This window comes from Clostridium sp. 1001271st1 H5, assembly GCF_005845215.1.
In the GTDB taxonomy this organism is placed as follows: Bacteria; Bacillota; Clostridia; order Lachnospirales; family Lachnospiraceae; genus Enterocloster.
Genome location: NZ_SPHO01000036.1, coordinates 1 through 17,779, shown reverse-complemented (window position 1 = coordinate 17,779; position 17,779 = coordinate 1). Strand labels below are relative to the sequence as shown.

15 protein-coding genes are annotated in these 17,779 nt (G+C 44.4%); 13 read left to right on the top strand and 2 right to left on the bottom strand.

The window, feature by feature from the left end; all coding sequences use genetic code 11:
* The first annotated feature begins 24 nt into the window (after positions 1–24).
* The 5 genes from FGS84_RS29085 (at position 25) to FGS84_RS31125 (ending at position 3,072) form a co-directional block, all read left to right on the top strand.
* On the top strand, positions 25–453 hold the full coding sequence (locus tag FGS84_RS29085) for a C-GCAxxG-C-C family protein (protein WP_138311671.1): 429 nt from the start codon (positions 25–27) through the stop codon (positions 451–453).
* A 26-nt stretch (positions 454–479) separates the two neighbouring features.
* Positions 480–812: an arsenosugar biosynthesis-associated peroxidase-like protein gene (locus FGS84_RS29080; RefSeq protein WP_138311670.1), complete on the top strand. Its 333-nt coding sequence runs from the start codon at positions 480–482 to the stop codon at positions 810–812.
* Positions 813–815: 3 nt separating this feature from the next.
* A complete protein-coding gene (gene arsS / locus FGS84_RS29075) occupies positions 816–1,799 on the top strand; it encodes an arsenosugar biosynthesis radical SAM (seleno)protein ArsS (protein WP_138311669.1) in 984 nt (327 codons plus the stop codon).
* A gap of 35 nt (positions 1,800–1,834) precedes the next feature.
* Positions 1,835–2,311 carry a hypothetical protein gene (locus FGS84_RS29070; protein WP_243130114.1) on the top strand — a complete coding sequence of 159 codons (477 nt, stop codon included), beginning with the start codon at positions 1,835–1,837 and terminating at the stop codon, positions 2,309–2,311.
* Between the two features lie 533 nt (positions 2,312–2,844).
* Positions 2,845–3,072: a hypothetical protein gene (locus FGS84_RS31125; RefSeq protein WP_171042739.1), complete on the top strand. Its 228-nt coding sequence runs from the start codon at positions 2,845–2,847 to the stop codon at positions 3,070–3,072.
* Here FGS84_RS31125 and FGS84_RS29065 read toward each other — a convergent pair.
* The gene (locus FGS84_RS29065) at positions 3,053–4,993 is read right to left on the bottom strand and encodes a sigma 54-interacting transcriptional regulator (protein ID WP_138311668.1); all 1,941 of its coding nucleotides are present in this window, start codon (positions 4,991–4,993) and stop codon (positions 3,053–3,055) included. The genes FGS84_RS31125 and FGS84_RS29065 overlap by 20 nt on opposite strands.
* Positions 4,994–5,203: 210 nt before the next feature.
* Between FGS84_RS29065 and FGS84_RS29060 the strand changes: the two genes are divergently transcribed.
* Genes FGS84_RS29060 through FGS84_RS29045 form a run of 4 tightly spaced genes read left to right on the top strand, consistent with a single transcriptional unit; the run spans position 5,204 to position 10,571 of the window.
* Positions 5,204–7,447: a hydratase gene (locus FGS84_RS29060; protein ID WP_138311667.1), complete on the top strand. Its 2,244-nt coding sequence runs from the start codon at positions 5,204–5,206 to the stop codon at positions 7,445–7,447.
* A gap of 4 nt (positions 7,448–7,451) precedes the next feature.
* Positions 7,452–8,636, top strand: a complete 1,185-nt coding sequence (gene alr, locus FGS84_RS29055; protein ID WP_138311666.1) for an alanine racemase — start codon at positions 7,452–7,454, stop codon at positions 8,634–8,636.
* A gap of 26 nt (positions 8,637–8,662) precedes the next feature.
* Entirely contained in the window at positions 8,663–9,922 is a 1,260-nt protein-coding gene (locus FGS84_RS29050; protein ID WP_138311665.1) for a dicarboxylate/amino acid:cation symporter, read from the top strand.
* Entirely contained in the window at positions 9,906–10,571 is a 666-nt protein-coding gene (locus FGS84_RS29045) for a DUF1847 domain-containing protein (protein WP_138311664.1), read from the top strand. The genes FGS84_RS29050 and FGS84_RS29045 overlap by 17 nt, the downstream gene beginning before the upstream one ends.
* A gap of 685 nt (positions 10,572–11,256) precedes the next feature.
* Here FGS84_RS29045 and FGS84_RS29040 read toward each other — a convergent pair.
* Positions 11,257–12,984, bottom strand: coding sequence for an IS1634 family transposase (locus FGS84_RS29040; RefSeq protein ID WP_138311663.1), 1,728 nt, complete (start codon positions 12,982–12,984; stop codon positions 11,257–11,259).
* A gap of 257 nt (positions 12,985–13,241) precedes the next feature.
* Between FGS84_RS29040 and FGS84_RS29035 the strand changes: the two genes are divergently transcribed.
* From FGS84_RS29035 to FGS84_RS29020, 4 genes are all read left to right on the top strand, one after another.
* Positions 13,242–14,147 (top strand): LysR family transcriptional regulator, encoded by a 906-nt coding sequence (locus FGS84_RS29035; RefSeq protein WP_138311662.1) that lies wholly within the window; start codon positions 13,242–13,244, stop codon positions 14,145–14,147.
* A gap of 90 nt (positions 14,148–14,237) precedes the next feature.
* Positions 14,238–15,530, top strand: coding sequence for a sodium/glutamate symporter (locus tag FGS84_RS29030; protein ID WP_138311661.1), 1,293 nt, complete (start codon positions 14,238–14,240; stop codon positions 15,528–15,530).
* A 51-nt stretch (positions 15,531–15,581) separates the two neighbouring features.
* Positions 15,582–16,568, top strand: coding sequence for an NAD(P)-dependent oxidoreductase (locus FGS84_RS29025; RefSeq protein WP_171042740.1), 987 nt, complete (start codon positions 15,582–15,584; stop codon positions 16,566–16,568).
* A 24-nt stretch (positions 16,569–16,592) separates the two neighbouring features.
* Positions 16,593–17,507, top strand: a complete 915-nt coding sequence (locus FGS84_RS29020) for a dihydrodipicolinate synthase family protein (RefSeq protein ID WP_138311659.1) — start codon at positions 16,593–16,595, stop codon at positions 17,505–17,507.
* Positions 17,508–17,779: the final 272 nt, after the last annotated feature.

Genomic DNA, 17,779 nt, shown 5'->3' with positions numbered 1-17,779 from the left:
AGGTCTTGGGAAAGGGTAGAATAGATGACAAAAGAGGAAATAAAAGAACTGTTTATGCAGGGAATTGACTGTTCACAGGTAGTGGCAGGTCGGTTTGCAGATGAATTGGAGATGGAGGAAAGCCTTCTCAGGAGGATGTCTGCCTGTTTTGGCGGTGGAATGCAGTGTGGTGAAACATGCGGAGCGGTGACTGGTGCGCTGATGGTAATCGGTCTCAAGTACGGACATAGTATGAATAACGATTTGAAACAAAAAGAAATCATGCGTGAAAAGACGTCTGAGTTTAAGCGTTTGTTTGCCGAAAAGTATGAATCCTGCATGTGCAGAGAGCTGCTGGGACACGACATTTCCAAAGCGGATGATATGGAACAGGTGTTGGAGCAAGGGCTGCTGTTCGATTTCTGTCCATGTGTTGTAAGGGACATAATAGAAATACTGGAGAAGATGATATAGATGCGACGGACAAAGGAGGAATAGAGATGGACACATATTATAATCCGGAAGATTTGGAAAAGTTTGCTTCCATCGGTGAGGAATCACCAAAACTGGCAGAAAAGTTTTTTAATTACTATCATTCAGTGTTTGAAGAGGGAACTCTTACCGCCAGGGAGAAATCATTGATAGCATTGGCAGTAGCTCATACTGTGCAGTGTCCATATTGTATTGATGCATATGCCAATGACTGTTTAAATAAGGGGGTAAGCCCGGAACAGATGATGGAAGCAGTTCATGTAGCCGCAGCCATCCGGGGAGGCGCGTCATTGGTACACGGTGTACAGATGAAGAATATTATAAAGAAATTGGAGCTATAAGAGATGAATGAGTCAATCGAACAATTGAATCAAATGGAATACATACCAGCGTTTGAAAGCCGGATTGAGGAACATTTACAGTATACAGAAGATAATCTGGACGTGCTCCAGATTAATGTGGGGAAGTTATGTAATCTTTCATGCAAGCATTGCCATGTGGAAGCAGGCCCAAACCGTAAGGAAATCATGGAGCGTGATGTGATGGAGGCTTGTCTGCGGGTCTGCGGGGAACAAAAAGTCAAGACGGTAGATATCACAGGCGGAGCGCCGGAAATGAATCCTCAATTTGAGTGGTTTGTGAAAGAAGTCTGCAAAACGTGCAGCCATGTCATTGTACGCAGTAATCTTGTAATACTGACAGAAGAAGGATATAAACATTTACCGAAGTTTTATGCAGATTATAAGATAGAGGTGGTCTGTTCTCTTCCCTATTACCAGGCCAAGGTGATGGACCGTGTAAGGGGGGATGGAAGTTTCGACAAGGCGGTTAAGGTTATCCAGGAGTTAAATGCATTGGGATATGGCCGGGAAGAAGACCTCGTTTTGAACATGGTCTATAATCCCGCAGGAGCATTTTTTCCTCCGGCGCAGGGGGCTATGGAGAAAGAATACAAAGTAAAGCTTCTGGAGGACTATGGAATTGTATTTAATCATCTGTTTACAATAACGAATAATCCCACAGGGCGATTTTTTCACTTTCTACAGAATAGCTGCAATTTGAACAGCTACATGCAAAAGCTGTGCAGTTCTTTTAACCGGTCAACAGTGGAAGGGCTTATGTGCCGTTACCAGGTGTCGGTGGGGTATGACGGCAAACTTTACGATTGTGATTTCAACCAGGCATCCGAGCTGCCTGTTTCGACGGGTGAGACAATCTTTGATTTGGTTGGAAAGCCTTATATGGCTAGGAAAATATGTTTTGGTAATCATTGTTATGGCTGTACGGCTGGTCAGGGATCCAGTTGTGGAGGAGCAACGGAAGCATAAATGTAGATTGTATTGATAAGGGGTGTCACGTTCGTGTGGGCAGCCCTTATTTATATTTCCCAATAAATAGATTACTACAAAGAAAGGAGCTTCATGAGGTATTAGTCTTTGAACACGAAGGACTTACAAATTTACTATTTACTTTTGATGGTGTGTGCATAGATGCAGGAAGACTTGCTATATGGCGAATACGGACACGTACGCAGTTTGGCAGTACATGGCTGTCAGATTATGTCGAGAATCAATTGGGCGGTTTTTCGGATTCAGTACAAAGACCGGATTGTCCCCTTATCTTGGCTAATGGCAATATCTTTGATTTAATGGCTGTTGCGTCCCGGACACTTAAGGAACAGGGGCAGGATGGATTAGCTAAGCAAATGGTTGAACAGATTACAAATGGGGGCTGCAATAGTTATGAAGATGCATTAAACATTATAGGTGAATATGTAAACATCACATCAGTCAATAATCAGGCGGAAGAGGGTATGGGAATCAATGAACTTGAAATGTAAGTCTACTCAACTGAAGGTGGATTTACCCATGTAAGGGGACCGGCACAAATACATTCCATTGAAATCGGATACCACAAATGCCACGGCAACCAAAAAGCAAAGGACTGCCATAACATGAGCCGGATTCATGGAACACCAGCTGTTTTTGTTGATATAGAATGGAGATTACTGTATAAACAGGAGTTTGAGTTAATAAGATTCTGGATATAATGGGTCCGGGAATAGAAAAGCTCAGCATGACTTCCGTTCCATCCCAGCAATGTATTTACAATTCACAGTCTGTGCGAGAATAAGAAGCCGAAAAGCAGTGTGTTCTGAGGGAGTTGATTCGCACCGGAATAACCATCCATTCCTGTATTTGTGGTTCCTGCTTTGGCAGTACGAATATACCATCTAATAACACTATTTCAGTACGCTATGTGAGCAGAAATTATTACAGTCGGGAAACTTCCAGGCCGGACCAGGGACAGTTAAGTGCTTCCGCCCTGATGGATGTCCGAAGCATTGCTGCCACGGTCCGCTGAGGAGGCAGGTTGACAGTGGTAGCGGAGGTATTGACGGCCGGGATGGAAGATGGTATAAGGAATGTGGACTATGGATTTGATGATTCATACTATCATACAGCAGTATCTGGAGCGACCAGCCTGCAGGCATATATTCCGGCAGAGGGCCGGATGCTTACGCTCTCAATCGGAGACATGACGGACGATGAACGTAAAATTCTGGTAGCGGGCAGCATGATTAGTTATAATAGGAAGTAATTTCCTGGTCTAACTCCATTTTATCAAGTTTTTTCCATAGAGTGGACCGGGATATGCCTAACTCCTGGGCGGTCTTCCTTCGATTGCCTTGATTCTGCTTCAGCCGTTTAAGAATCACGGCTTTCTCAATTTCGTCCAGTGTGCCAAAGCTTGTTACATCCTGTGGTTCCAGTGCCGCTTCCGTCGCTATATCATCGTCAAAACATAGCTGGATTGAATTTTCTCCTTCATGTGAAAGTATGACATACCGCTGCATTACATTTCTGAGTTCACGAATATTCCCCTGCCAGTTCCTGTTTTCCAAAAGACGGTAATTGTCTTCAGACAGGGCTGGCAGAGGCAGGGAATATTTCTGGCTGTAATGGTTAAGAAATGACATGGCGAGGGGGCGGATGTCTTCTCTGCGCTTGTCAAGAGAAGGAAGGGTCAGGCGGAGGGTGTTCAGCCTGTAATACAAATCAATACGGAATTTTTCCTCCCGGATCATTTTCATAAGGTCGCTGTTGCTGGCGGCAATGACCCGTATATCAATATAAATATTACGCTGGGAACCGATTCTGCGGATTTCTTTTTCCTGGAGCGTCCGCAACAGTACACTTTGGAGCTCTAAAGGCATGGAATTGATTTCATCCAGAAAAATGGTTCCCTTATGGGCAAGCTCGAACAGACCCCGCTTTCCGCCTTTGCTGGCGCCTGAAAAGGCACCCTCCTCATAACCGAATAATTCGCTTTCCAGAAGGGTCGCAGGGATTGCAGCGCAGTTGACCGCTACAAAAGGTTCTTTTGCTCTGCTGCTGGCATTATGGATGCTCTGTGCCAATAATTCCTTGCCGGTACCGCTGTCACCACCGATTAATATATTGGCATCTGTGGCTGCATAGGTTTCTGCCTTTTTCAAAAGCTGCCGCATAATCCCGCTTTCCGCAATAATATCAGAAAAATGGTATCTGGCAAAGAAGCCGGTATTCCTTATCTCTGTCCGTACCCTTTGTTCCTGATCCTGGATGTCACGGGCTCTGCGGAATATCGCAACAATTCTCTTTTTACCCTTTTCTTCAAAATGGCTTTTTTTAATGTAGTAGTCCTGACCCAATATTTTCAGGACTTTTTCCCGCTCCCTGCTGTTTGTGAGAAAGTGCCGGATATATCCGGCAACCAGAGTGTCGTCCGTGTTGTCAACCTTTCTTCCAATCAAGGCCTGTTCATCTGTCTTGAATATATTTCCCATTTCTTTGTTGGCTACGATAAATTTTCCATCTTCAATTGAGAGAACCCCCTCCGTGATTGAGGAGACAGCCTCGGTGAAACATTTTAACTGCAGTTTTTCCCTCTGTCTGGCGTCAATGATGGACAGGGCCTGTTTAACTGCGTTTCTCAGCGCATGCTGCCCGGAGTAGACCGGTAATACTTTTATTCCGCATGAATTGCCGGTCCGGTATGCCAGGGTTCCTCCGCCTACCAGTACATCCATGCCGTCAGTGCTTCCCTGACGGACCAGGCGGATGATATCCTCCCTGGAACGGAAGGGGTACAGCGTCAGACTGTTGATTCCCAGAAGTTCTTTTGCTGCCTGAAGGTTATAACTCTTAAGATAATCTTCAAACATCAGCAGCCCAATCCGCGGACCGTGATTTTTTGCGGCTTTTAAGGTTTCCAGAAGTTCAAGGTCTCCTGGTTCTGCTCTCACAGAGACTGCTTCCGGTATATTCTGCTCTATCAGATTTGCGGTTGCGCCTCTGCTGATGATAGCATCAGGGACGCCAGTTTCCCGGAACATATTTCTTAGATGGCTGATTAAGGTATTCTCAGCAATTTCCCACTCTAAAATGGTTGGATTAATCTGGAGAGAGCCGCATACAGCGTTGATGTCATTCATCATTCCCGGATAAACAGAAATAATCAGCAGTTCATTTTCATACATGGTTTTACCTCGAAATTCATTATGTTATATGGTTTTGATTTAGGACATTAGAAACAGTATATGTCTAATTATAAGACATAAGAGATAAAATGACAAACATTAAAAGATGGTTATTGCAGATATTAAAGGACTTTTATAAGAAAAATGATTGGCATGTAAATTGCTATATATAACAGCAGGATGGTTACATACCAGAAAGGAGAAGCATACATGATTCACATTAATTTAAATGGAGGTTTCCTGCGTGACGGAAATGTCTGCAGTTGCGGAGAAATCTCTCCTGAGGCCGGGCGTGAGAATACGATTGCGTATCAAATTCTTTGTTCCCACAGTATATCCCCGGACCCGGCTCAGATGCAGATTTATTTTGACGCGCTTATTTCCCAGGACCTGACCTATGTGGGCATTATCCAGACGGCCAGAAGCAGCGGAATGAAGCGATTTCCCATTCCTTATGCAATGACCAATTGTCACAATAGCCTTTGTGCGGTAGGAGGAACCATCAATGAAGATGACCATGTATTTGGACTGACAGCGGCTCATAAATACGGAGGAATCTATGTTCCTGAAAATCTGGCGGTCATGCATACATATGTCAGAGAAGAAATGGTGAAATGCGGAAACATGATTCTGGGATCTGACAGCCATTCCAGATATGGCGCGTTGGGAACAATGGGATTTGGCGAAGGCGGGCCGGAGCTTGTTAAACAGTTGTTGGAAAGAACATATGACATTCCGGCGCCGGAGGTGGTTTTGTGCTATCTCACCGGGAAGCCGCCCAGAGGAGTGGGCCCCTTAGATATTGCTCTTTCTATTATTGGGGCAACATTTAAAAATGGAGTAGTTAAAAATAAGATTATTGAATTCGCCGGTCCTGGCATGAAAAATCTTTCTGCGGATTTCCGGTGCAATATTGATACCATGATGGTTGAAAGTTCTTGTCTGTCTTCTATATGGGAAACGGATGAGGTGACTGAAAATTACTATGGAATCCATGGACGTTCAGCGTATTTTAAGCCGCTGAAAGCCTCTGGAACCGCATACTATGATACCATCATTACAGTTGACTTAAACAAGGCACAATCCATGATTGCCATGCCGTTCCACCCCAGCAATGTATATACCATCCATGAGTTCCAGGAACATGCCGAGGAGATATTTGACTCTGTCCAAAAGGAGGCAGACGAGCTGTTTGGGATTGGAGTCCTTTCCTTTAAAGATAAGGTAAAGAACCACAGGCCCTACGCGGATCAGGGCAGTGTTGCCGGGTGCGCAGGCGGACTTTACGAAAACCTTATGGAAATGGCGGCCATACTTGAAGGGAAAAGTCTTGGAAATAACGGATTTAATGTAACTGCCTATCCGTCCAGCATGCCGGTAAACCTGGCTCTGACCCGGGCGGGGGCAGTCGAAACTCTTTTGAGTTCCGGGGTGATTATGAAACCGTGTATCTGCGGTTCCTGCTCCGGTTATGGAGACACACCTGCCAATCAGGCATTTTCTATACGTCACGCAACACGTAACTTCCCTAACCGGGAGGGAAGCAAGCCCAATGAAAAACAGTATAGCTCAGTTGCGCTGATGGATGCCAGATCCATTGCGGCAACAGCTGCCAATGGAGGGCGGATTACCGCTGGTACGGATGCGGCATATACGGTTCAGGATATGACATATACCTTTGACCGCAGTGTTTATGAAAAGAGAGTATTCTACGGATACGGCAAGGCAGACCCGTCTGTAGAAATCGTATCCGGGCCCAATATAGTGGATTGGCCTGAAATGGAACCGCTGGGAGAAAATTGCCTTCTGAAGCTCTCTGCTGTCATCCGGGATAAGGTGACGTCCACAGATGAGCTGATTCCATCCGGAGATACTGCCTCCTACCGCTCTAATCCCATCCGTCTTGCGGATTATACCTTATGCCGCCGCGTACCGGGATTTGCCGGAATTTGCAGAGAGATTCAGGCTGATGAAAAGAGGCGTATGGAAGGGAATACGCCGGAGCATCTGATGAATGTGCTCTCACATTTCGGCAATGCAGAAGAGCTTGCCGGCAATACACAGTACGGCTCCTGTCTTTTTGCAGTGAAGCCTGGCGACGGGTCAGCCAGGGAACAGGCAGCCTCCTGCCAGAAGGTACTGGGCGGCCTTGCAAATATATGTGCGGAATATGCCACTAAGAGATACAGGAGCAACTGCATCAACTGGGGAATTCTTCCATTCATGCTTCCAGAAGGCGGGGATTTGCCCTGCGGGACAGGGGATTATATCTTTATACCTGGTATTCGTGATATGATTAAGGAGAATCAGAGGGAGATACCCGCAAAAGTTCTGACCGGAACTGGAGAAACGTTTGATATGACGATGATGATGGGCAATCTGACAAAGGCGGAACGGGACATTCTTTTGAAAGGATGTCTAATCAATTATTATAAAGAGTTATCGGAGGATTAAGAAGATGAAAGATTATCAAATCAGCAGATTTTGCTGGCTGGAATTTAATATGGACAATCTCAGGGACAATTTTTTAGTCCTGAAAAAAATGGTGGGTCCGGATGTAAAGATTATGCCGGCTATCAAGGTAAATGCCTATAGTCATGGTATTGTGGCCTGTGGAAAGGTTCTGGAAGAGTGTGGAGCGGATTATCTGGGCGTAGGAAGTATAGATGAAGGTATTTTGCTGAGAGAAAACGGTGTTAATATGCCGATTCTGATTTTTGCAAGCAATCTGATTCAGGAGACTGCTAATTTATATGTCCAGTACCATTTGATACCTACCATCCTGTCCCTTGAGGCCGCCAGGTCATTTTCAGAGGCGGTTTCAGAACCCTCCGATGTCTTTATCAAGATAGACACGGGAAGGGGAAGAATTGGTGTGAATGCCGAGGAATTTCCGGACTTTTTCAGGGAAGTTTCCCAAATGCCCAATCTTCATGTAGAGGGCGTATACAGTCATATGGCGGCGGTGAACTGGCCGGATGAGGGTGCGGATTACGCAGTATGGCAGTATTCCCGTTTTAAGGCCGCTATGGATGCAATTGGTGAGGATGCAGATCGGATTCCGTTCAGACAGCTGGCCAACACGCCGGGCTGTATTGCACTTCCTGATATACGTATGAGCGGAATTTGTCCGGGACGCGCAATGTGGGGATATTCACCATTGACGAGAAGAGCGGAACATCCGGAGCTGAAAGCACCCCTGGTCAGCTGGAAGAGTCGTCTGGTCCACGTAAATGAAGTAACAGGCGGGAAATTTGGAGAAAAATATAAGGCAGTGAAAATGGATACACCAAAACGAATTGGTATCATGGTGGGCGGCATGGGTGATGGAATCAGTCCTAAGATTGCGGGGGGATATGTTCTTTTGCATGGCAGAAAGTGTCCGGTTGCCAGCACCGTTTCACTGGAACATACCATTCTTGATCTTACCGACTTCCCGGACGCAAAGCCGGGTGATGAAATTGTGATTCTTGGCCGCCAGGGTGAGGAAGAAATAACTCTTGAACAGCGTATGGAAGAATGGGGACTAACTGTTCCACGTATCTGGACCGAGATATCCGCCCATCTGGACCGCCACTATTACCGGGATGGAAAGCTGTGGGCCGTGGCAAAGGATGAGCGATTCATACTGAATGAAAATTAAAAATAATGATTGTAAGGGGAGAAACCATGAAGAAAAGGAAAATCAGTGACATAACAATGATTCTGATTGCAATGCTCTTAGGTTCGCTGGCAGGTATCATTATAGGAAAACCAGCGTCATATATCGGATTTATCGGAGATATCTGGCTGAACTTAATGAAGATGTTTTTGGTGCCCATCGTGGTGTGTATGCTTGTAAAAGGCATCAGCAGCATGGACAGCCCGGAAGCCCTGGGCAGGATTGGAATAAAAATAATCGTATTTTATATTTTTACAACCATCTGTGCAGGAGTTCTCGGCATTGGCGTCACCAGTATCCTCAACCCGGGCAGCGGCTTTAGCTATGAGGTTGCCACAGAGGAGATTGTGGTTAATGAGATGCCCACAATTGCAGAGTTTTTTAAGAGTATGTTCTCCAGCAATATTTTTGCCACCTTCTCTTCCGGAGATATGATGCAGGTCGTTATCATTTCATGTATCATCGGTGTTGCCATTGTGCTGCTGCCGGAAGGTAAAAGGGAGCCGGTGCGGGATTGGTTTGTGGCTATGAGCGACCTTGTGATGTCTATTATCAATATTGCTTTAAAGCTGGCGCCTATTGGTGTATTCTGCCTCATGGCATCGTCACTGGGAAAATATGGTGTCGGACTCCTTGTCACCATTGGAAAGATTCTTGGTACCTTTTATCTGTGCTGCGCGCTTCATCTAATCGTAGTTTACTGTCTGCTGCTCTGGATGCTTACAGGTATCAGTCCAATCACCTTCATAAGAAAGGCATTTAACACCTTTGCTACAGCAGCAAGTACATGCAGCAGTAACGCTGTTATTCCGGTCAGCATGGAAGTTGCCACACAGAATTTTGGATGCGACGAATCAGTGGCATCTCTGGGCATCCCTCTGGGAGCGACCGTCAATAAGGATGGCGTGGCAATACTCTGTGGTGTTGTCCTTATCTTCAGCGGTCAGGCCATGGGAATCCCTCTCACAATCACGCAGATTATTAACATTCTGTTTGTTACAACCCTGGTTACCAGTGCGGGCTCCGGCGTTCCGGGAGGCGGGCTGATGAATCTTATGATTGTAGGAACAGCAGTGGGCATGCCTCTGGATATTGTTCTCATGGTGGGAGGATTCTATCGTTTCTTCGATATGGGAACCACCTCCATGAACTGTCTTGGTGACATGTCCGCAACCGTTATCGTAGACCGTCTGGAGAAGCGCCGTGCCGCAAAGTTGGAAAAAAAAACTTCAGCGATGAAAGAGAGAATTTATGAATGCTCAGAATAATGGAAAAACCTTAAGCTGTGTAGACTGCGGCAGCTTAAACTGCAAGAAGAGAAGTGGAAAATATCCGGATTTCTGCCTGACACAGGATGTTACACAGAAGGAGGCAGCAGAACTGGAGAAACTGTATATGGATGACGACGAGAACCACAGAGTGGCAATCGCGGGTGCGCAGGTAGAATCTGAATACTCGGGAATCTATACACGTGTGGAAGAAATCATGGAGTTCGCGAAACAGATAGGCGCCAGAAAGATTGGAATAGCCACCTGTTCAGGGCTGATAGAGGAGAGCCGTGTCTTCGCAAAAATCCTGAGGTTCAATGGATTTGATGTATATGGCGTAATCTGCAAAGTGGGCTCTAAGGACAAAACATCCATTGGTCTGGAGGAAGAATACACAAAGACAGGACCCGTTATGTGCAACCCCATTCTACAGGCAAAAAAGTTAAATGAAGCAGGAACCGAACTAAATGTGGTCGTGGGACTGTGCGTGGGTCATGACAGCCTGTTCTATAAATATGCCGAGGCCCTGACGACCACATTGATTACAAAGGATCGTGTACTTGGTCATAATCCCGCGGTTGCGCTGTATCAGACAGGTTCTTACTACAAAAGGCTTCTTGAAAAACCGGTTGTGGAATGGAATGATTAAAAATTCTGACCTCTGAAAGCAGAGATTTTATTGGTATCATCTGAACTGATGTTGAGTTAGAATTCCTTCAAAACCAGCGGGATGAATATACAATTATATCATGAATAGATTGTGATAATAGGGATTGCCACATGCGTGAAGGCAATCCCTATCTATTGGTGTGCCCGGCGGTACACGTTTCTAACCGGTGTAAGTCGTGTGTTCTGAAAGCTGTCAACAGCTTGCCAGTGAAAGTCTGGTCGGAGTAATTGCCAGTGAGCTCCGTAACAAGCGTCCAGTGCTTTTGGGCAACTGATTGTGCTGAAGCGATGTGTGCCTATGTGGAATAGGTGCAAGTTAATAGTCCGTAACATTAAGTGAATCATGTAGCATCGTTACGTTAGCCCTTTTGGGGAAAAGAGGGTGTCGGGTCATTGGCTTTCTGTAGTTTAACAAAATTTGAAACACTGTGTTTTATGATAGTAAATATACAGCACTTCATTTTTAACTGTATTTTTGATATACTCCCATCTTTGACAGTAAAAAAATTCAAACACCGTTGGAATCCTTATTCTATAAAGGTTTCACAGCGGTGTTGCTTTGTTTTCAAGTATAGTCTTTTTTCCCTTTTAGGGCACGGATGAAAGTTTTTATTACACCTGTTCACAGGAGCTAATGACTCTTCCTGCTGGCAAGAGAACTGGTTTCACCTTTGCTTACTGAGTTTTTCAATGGTTTTCATCCGGCTTTTCGTGAGAAATTCATAGTCAGTGGCAAAACCAAGGAGTTCATGCAGTCTATCTGTCAGCGCTGTTACTTCATAAACAGGCATGAATCCCTGACCTTGAACATCTGCAAACTTAAACGTTCTTAACGTGTCTAAGATTTCGCAGCAGGTGTATGTTCCACCCAGCTTTTTTTCTAATAAGCGGTAGACTAAAAGCGATAGAAAACAAATCAGAAAGTGAGCCTGTATACAGTCTTCTCTACGAACATAAACAGGCCTTGCTTCAAAATCTGTCTTCATAATCCGGAAGCATGCTTCTGTCTGCCATCTTCCTTCACTTACTTTCAAGAGGTCAGCAGGATTATCATCAAAAAGGTCGGTGCAGACTGCATACAGACCGTCATACCGTTCTTCCTCCGCTATTTTTGATTCATCTAAAAAATACAGGATATCAGCTTTTTCGCCATCCTTTGTAACCGCCGCCTTATCAATAAACCGTGCCGGGTCATTGGGATTTTTGCTTGTTTTTTTATGATTTCCGTCTTTTAACATATGAAGCGCACGCTCTACCTGCTTTGTACGGATTTCTTTCTGGTAGGCTGCATATTTAGGGGAGTAGGTGATAAGCAGCCGGTTCTCAAGTTTTTTTGTACTGTAGGGTTCTTCTTTGTAAAACAATTCCTCATAGTCCTTCTCATCCAGTTGGTCTAAATCCACCAGCCTGTTGTCAGACAGTCTCCGGAATCCTTTTCGATTCAGCGCAGCTTCCCGGTACTCTGCCGCCAGCTTTTTGATGGACTGTGTCACGATATAAGCCCGGTTTCCTGTGTGGTTCAACAGGCGGTTATTCTCTGACCCAAGTCCGGAATCAGAACAGAAGATGAATTTCCCGCAGCCAAACTCCTCGATGACTTTCTGCTCTAAAGGTTCCAGGGATTTTTGCTCATTCTGGTTGCCGGGAAACGTGGAAAAGGCCAGCGGTATTCCGTCCCCATCGGTAAATAATCCCATCTGTATAATCGGATTAGGCCGGTGCTCCTTGCTTTTCCCGTATTTTTTATCTCCTTCTTCCTGTTCAATCTCAAAATAGTAGTTTGTGCAGTCGTAGTAGAGGATATGGTCATTCCGGCTTATAACGGATTTTGAGTTCTTATACACTTCTGACTGAATCAGGTCACATTCCGAAGCCAGGACACTTAACGCCCGATAGATATCGTGTTGTTCATAAGTTGGAGGCTCTAAAAATTTTTTTGCGGCCGCGTAAGAAGAACGTTTACTGCCTGGTTCCAGAACCCTTGTGTAAATCAAATCAGAAAGTATGGCGTTTAAATCGTATTCGTAATGATGCCTGCTGCGAATCTTTCTGCAGATACGGTCCATGCCTAGTTCGTAATAAATCGTTTGCAGGAAAAGATAACCGCCGTCAAAACATCTTCGTTCTCCATGCGGAATCTTACGGTTCGGATGAAACACAACGGGAATGGAGAGAGTTTCCTTTTCCAACTCGTATTTCTCTGTTTCTATACGGGCCTGTTCTTTTGCCCAGGCCATGACATCATCCCGTGTAGGTCCGTGTTCCACTAATAATTCATTCAATGTTCCAAGCTTGCGGATGGTTCTGGAAGTGGATTTTCCGTTGCAGTCTATATAGGACTGCTTGATGTAAAAGGATTCGGCATTCTTTGATTTAGATGTATTAACCTTCATGAGCAATTACCTCCATCTCCTATTATACCACAAAAAGACTAAAAAGCCTATATATAAAAGTATAAAATTTGACGAAAAAATATAAGCCTGTAGCGGCTTAGCGGCGTTTTTTAGATTAGGGGGTGTCAAACTCCCGGGTACTAAATCTTTGGTATTGCTTTTCATGGCAATAATGCGTAAACTAATCTTGTATTGTTATAATTTTCGATATATAATAACAATCTTAATAATAAAAAAATAACAAAAAGGAGACTGGAATGGATATTGTGGACGTCGAACTTTTCCTATCGATTGTAAAATGGAACAGCATAACCAAAGCATCTGAGAGTATGCACTTTTCACAATCAACAGTGAGCTACCGGTTGAAGCAGTTGGAAAAGGAATTGGGAATTCCGTTGTTTCATAGAAATAAAGGTATACGGACATCTGAATTAACGCGTTATGGCGAATTGTTCATACCTGTAGCCGAAAAATGGCGTTCCGTTTATCAGGATACACAGGAGTTGAAATATTATCCTGAGAATATGCTTACGATAGGTGCTATTGATAGTATAGGTTCCTCTGTTTTGGCAGATGTGTATTACGCAGTTTCTGAAGGGGAACGGCCTTTATGCCTGAAAATCATAACTGCCTATTCTTCCGAGATATATAACCTTGTGGAGAACAAAACCGCGGATATTGGTTTTATAGCGGAGCCATGCAAGAGGAAGAATGTCATTACAAAACCCTTGTTCAAACAGAAATATTACGTTGTTCGCTATGCTAAATATCCATCCGCTGTAAGAAGGATTAATCCAAAAGATTTAGATTCCCGTTATGAAATTTATATGTATTGGGGTGGGGATTACGAAGCATGGCACGAACAAATCTTTGGTGAATCCACCTTATACCATGCTTGGGTGGATAATGTTTCCCTGCTGCAGCGATTCCTGACCGATGAAAAATATTGGGCGATCATACCAGGAAGTCTGCTGCAAAGATTCTATCTCGGAACCGGAAATGTGCAGGTCGATGAATTAGAACTGCCGCAGCCATATGAAAGGACATGCTATATCATTAAACACAGGCAGCCTAAAGTGTCAAAAATGGAGAGTCTCCGTATATTTGAGGGGGCGTTAGAAATATTTGTTTCACAAATTCCAGACCTGGTAACTGATTTTTAGGATTGGTAAGGTTTGATTATATACGAATTATCGAATTATTAAATGGGACCCAGCAGAAATGTCTATTTCTGTTGAGTCCCATTATATGATATGCTAAATACAGAAAGAAGCTTCTTTATCAACTCAAAAAGTAGAAAGGGGGATGTAGTAACAATGCTCTTTACAATGGAGAATGGTATTTTTAATGTGAGTTTTACTGCCATTACTACGGTAGCTGTAGCGCTGTTGATGTTGCTCATGGGGCAGCAAATTAAAAACCGGGTGGCACTTTTACAGCGGTATTGTATTCCAAGTCCAGTAATAGGTGGGGTCATATTTGCTGTTCTGAATCTGGTCCTTCATGAGACCGGGAGGATTAATATCGTCATGATTACTACTTATCAGGCGGATATGCAGAATCTTTTTTTTACATGTGTTGGATTTGGAATCACCTTCTCATTGGTAAAGAGAGGTGGGAGCCGTTTAGTGAAATATTTTTTCATGGCAGCAATTTTGGCTGTACTTCAAGGGGGAATCGGAGTCATTGCTGCCAAGGCTGTACATGCTGGAGATTGGCTGGGATTGATGTGTGGACCTGCTGCGCTCTCGGGCGGCCATGGTAATGCGGCGGCATATGGTGCTATCCTGGATAACATGGGATATACGGCCAGTGTTGTAGGGATGGCGGCCGCTACTTTCGGACTTGTAAGCGGAAGTCTGTGTGGCGGCCCCATTGCAGAACGTCTGATTAGAAGATACGGTCTGGTAAAAAAGGGGAGTGATGAAGAAGATACACTGGCAGAGAGGGCTATGGCAGAGAAGGCTCCAAAGCAGACCATAACAATCACTTCCATATTTGAACACATTGCCCTTTTGTGTCTCCTGTTGGGGATTGGCATTTATTTTAAATCCCTGTTAAACCAGTTGTTTGGAATTACGATTCCAGACTTTGCCGGAGGCGCGCTGCTGGCCTGTGTTGTCAGTAATGTAAATGAACATACAGAATGGCTGGAGATTAACCCTGATATTATGGAAGGAATACAAGATTTTACTTTAGGGGTGTTCCTGTCCATTGCAATGATTTCTTTAAGGCTGTGGGAACTGGCCGAGTTGGCTGTGCCTATGATTATCATACTCTTTATTGGACTTGGGTGTACGTTGCTTTTCCTCTATTTTGTGGTATTTCGTGTTTGCGGCAAGGATTTCGACGCGGCTATCATGTGTGCAGGAATGTGCGGCCACGGCCTGGGGGCTTCACCTACAGGCTTTGCTAATATGGATAGTGTGACCCAGAGATATGGCGAGAGTAAGATTTCCTATCTGTGTGTAACCGTTGTGGGTGGAATCATGATGGACTGGGTGTTACTGGTACTTAATACGACCATGGTAAATCTGTTCTGTTGAGGGATGACCGCTTAGTTGAAAAACAATGCTAAAATGAATAGGAGAAGGACTATGAGGAAAAAGTTCAAGATTGCCATACCGGAGCTTCCTATTGAAAGGTCGGATTTACCGGCGTGGATATTAGAGGAATGTGAGCTGTTAGAAGGAGAGAAGGGGGTACGGGGAGACAATAGCCAATTGTTGAAATTCATTGGAACTGCAGATGCTATTATTTTTAATTCCAGCAATTCAATCACAGCGGATTTAATGAAAAAAGCGCCAGAACTAAAAGTGGCATTTAAGTCCGGCGCATGGCCTGAAAATATTGATTTTTCTTATGCCCGTATGAATGGTATAGCAGTGGGATGGACTCCTGAGGCAAACGCCCAGAGTGTGGCTGAATATACAGTGCTGTTGATGTTGGCAGCATGTAAACGGTTCATACAGGCTGCTGATGCGTTATTGGAAGGCGGTTGGAGGGACCAGACCCTTTTGGGCGGTGATATTAGCGGAAAAACCATAGGAATCATAGGACTTGGTGCGATAGGCAGAAAGGTGGCATCCATACTAAAAGGATTTCAGTCCTGTGTGATTGCATATGATCCCTATATGGAGGATGCGGTTTTTGAAAGGGAGAATATCAAGAGGGTATCATTTGAAGAATTACTAAAACAGGCAGATGTGGTGTCAATTCATTGTCTTCTAACGGATGATACAAAGGGGATGTTCAATGAAGATGCTTTCAAAAAAATGAAATCTTCTGCGATTCTTGTGAACAGCGCCAGAGGAGGTATGATTGATGAGACCGCACTTATTGATGCATTGAGAAATGGGGAAATCAGCGGGGCCGCATTGGATGTATACGCAAAGGAACCGCTGGCCATGGATCATCCTCTTAGGACTGTAGATAATATTATCATGACTCCCCATGTAGCGGCGAGAACCAAGGAATCTGCATATAGGGAATGCGTATGGGCCATACAGGGAGCGCTGGACTATCTGCATGGCAGGGAAATTAATAATGCGACCATAATTTACCCAGATAAAGTTACTGTATAAAAAGTTATATGAAGGAGGAAAATAATGTATTATCCAAAAGGAATCATTTCTTCGATGGTTACATGTTTTAAGAATGATGGGGCAGTCGATTATGACGGATTAAAGACATCGATTGAATTTCAGAAGAAAGCAGGAGTAAAGAGTATCTGCGTATTAGGAGGAACCGGTGAGGCAGCATCCCTGACATCTGTAGAGCGTCATATGGTAATGGAAGAGACAATAAAAAACTCTGAGGGGATGCATGTCGTATTCGGTACATTGGCGGGCCGGCCATCGGATGTCATGGATGATATACAAAAGGCTAAGGAGCTTGGTGCGGATGCCTGTCTTGTCATGGCCCCCCCTTTTGTACGGCCTTCAGAACGTGACGTAGAACGGTTGATAAATGAATATGCTACATTAAAGATGCCCTTGATTCTTTTCAATACTCCCAGCAGGTCTGCTTTTAGTATGTCCTCTGATTTGATACAAAGACTGTCCAAGACTCAAGAAGTTGTGGGGATTAAGGAATCCTCCGGTGATATGGTTTTCATGCAGGATATTCGTATTAAGTGTCCGCATCCGTTCGGGCTTCTGACAGGCGGGGATAATCTCTATTTCCCGACCCTGGCACTGGGAGGGGATGGTGGTATCCTGGCTACGGCGGCAGTCATACCGGAAGTATGCATGGCGCTTGATAAGGCCATTGCGGACCAAGACTATGACAAGGCAAGGCAATGCCACTTTGCAGTTAAGCTTTTAGATGATGTGCTGTATAAGGCGTCACATCCGGTACCCTTAAAACTGGCTATGCAATATAGGGGGCTGCCGGCCGGAATATGCCGGCCTCCATTTAGTACAATTGATAGTAAGCATGAGGAAGAGGTATGTAAGGTCATGCGGGAAATCAAATCGCGGCTTCAAGGCGTAGTGGATTTTGTAGAAGATTATTTGTTTTGATTCGTTCACTAGCTGATAACGGTTCTGCTCTAATAGCTTATTGCGCATCAGGCAACCTATTAGAGGATGCCTCATAAAGTATGAGGAAGCAAATTCAATGAACGCAAGTTGAAAATAGACTTAATAAAGTGGGCTGCCGGTTAATGAGTGTATGAAAATTTTTCTGTAAATAGGTATTAGCCAAAGGTCTTCTATGATAAAATAAAAAATCATAGGAGGCCTTTTATTATGGCAAGAGAAAAGAAACCGGTACACCAGGTACAAATGACAGA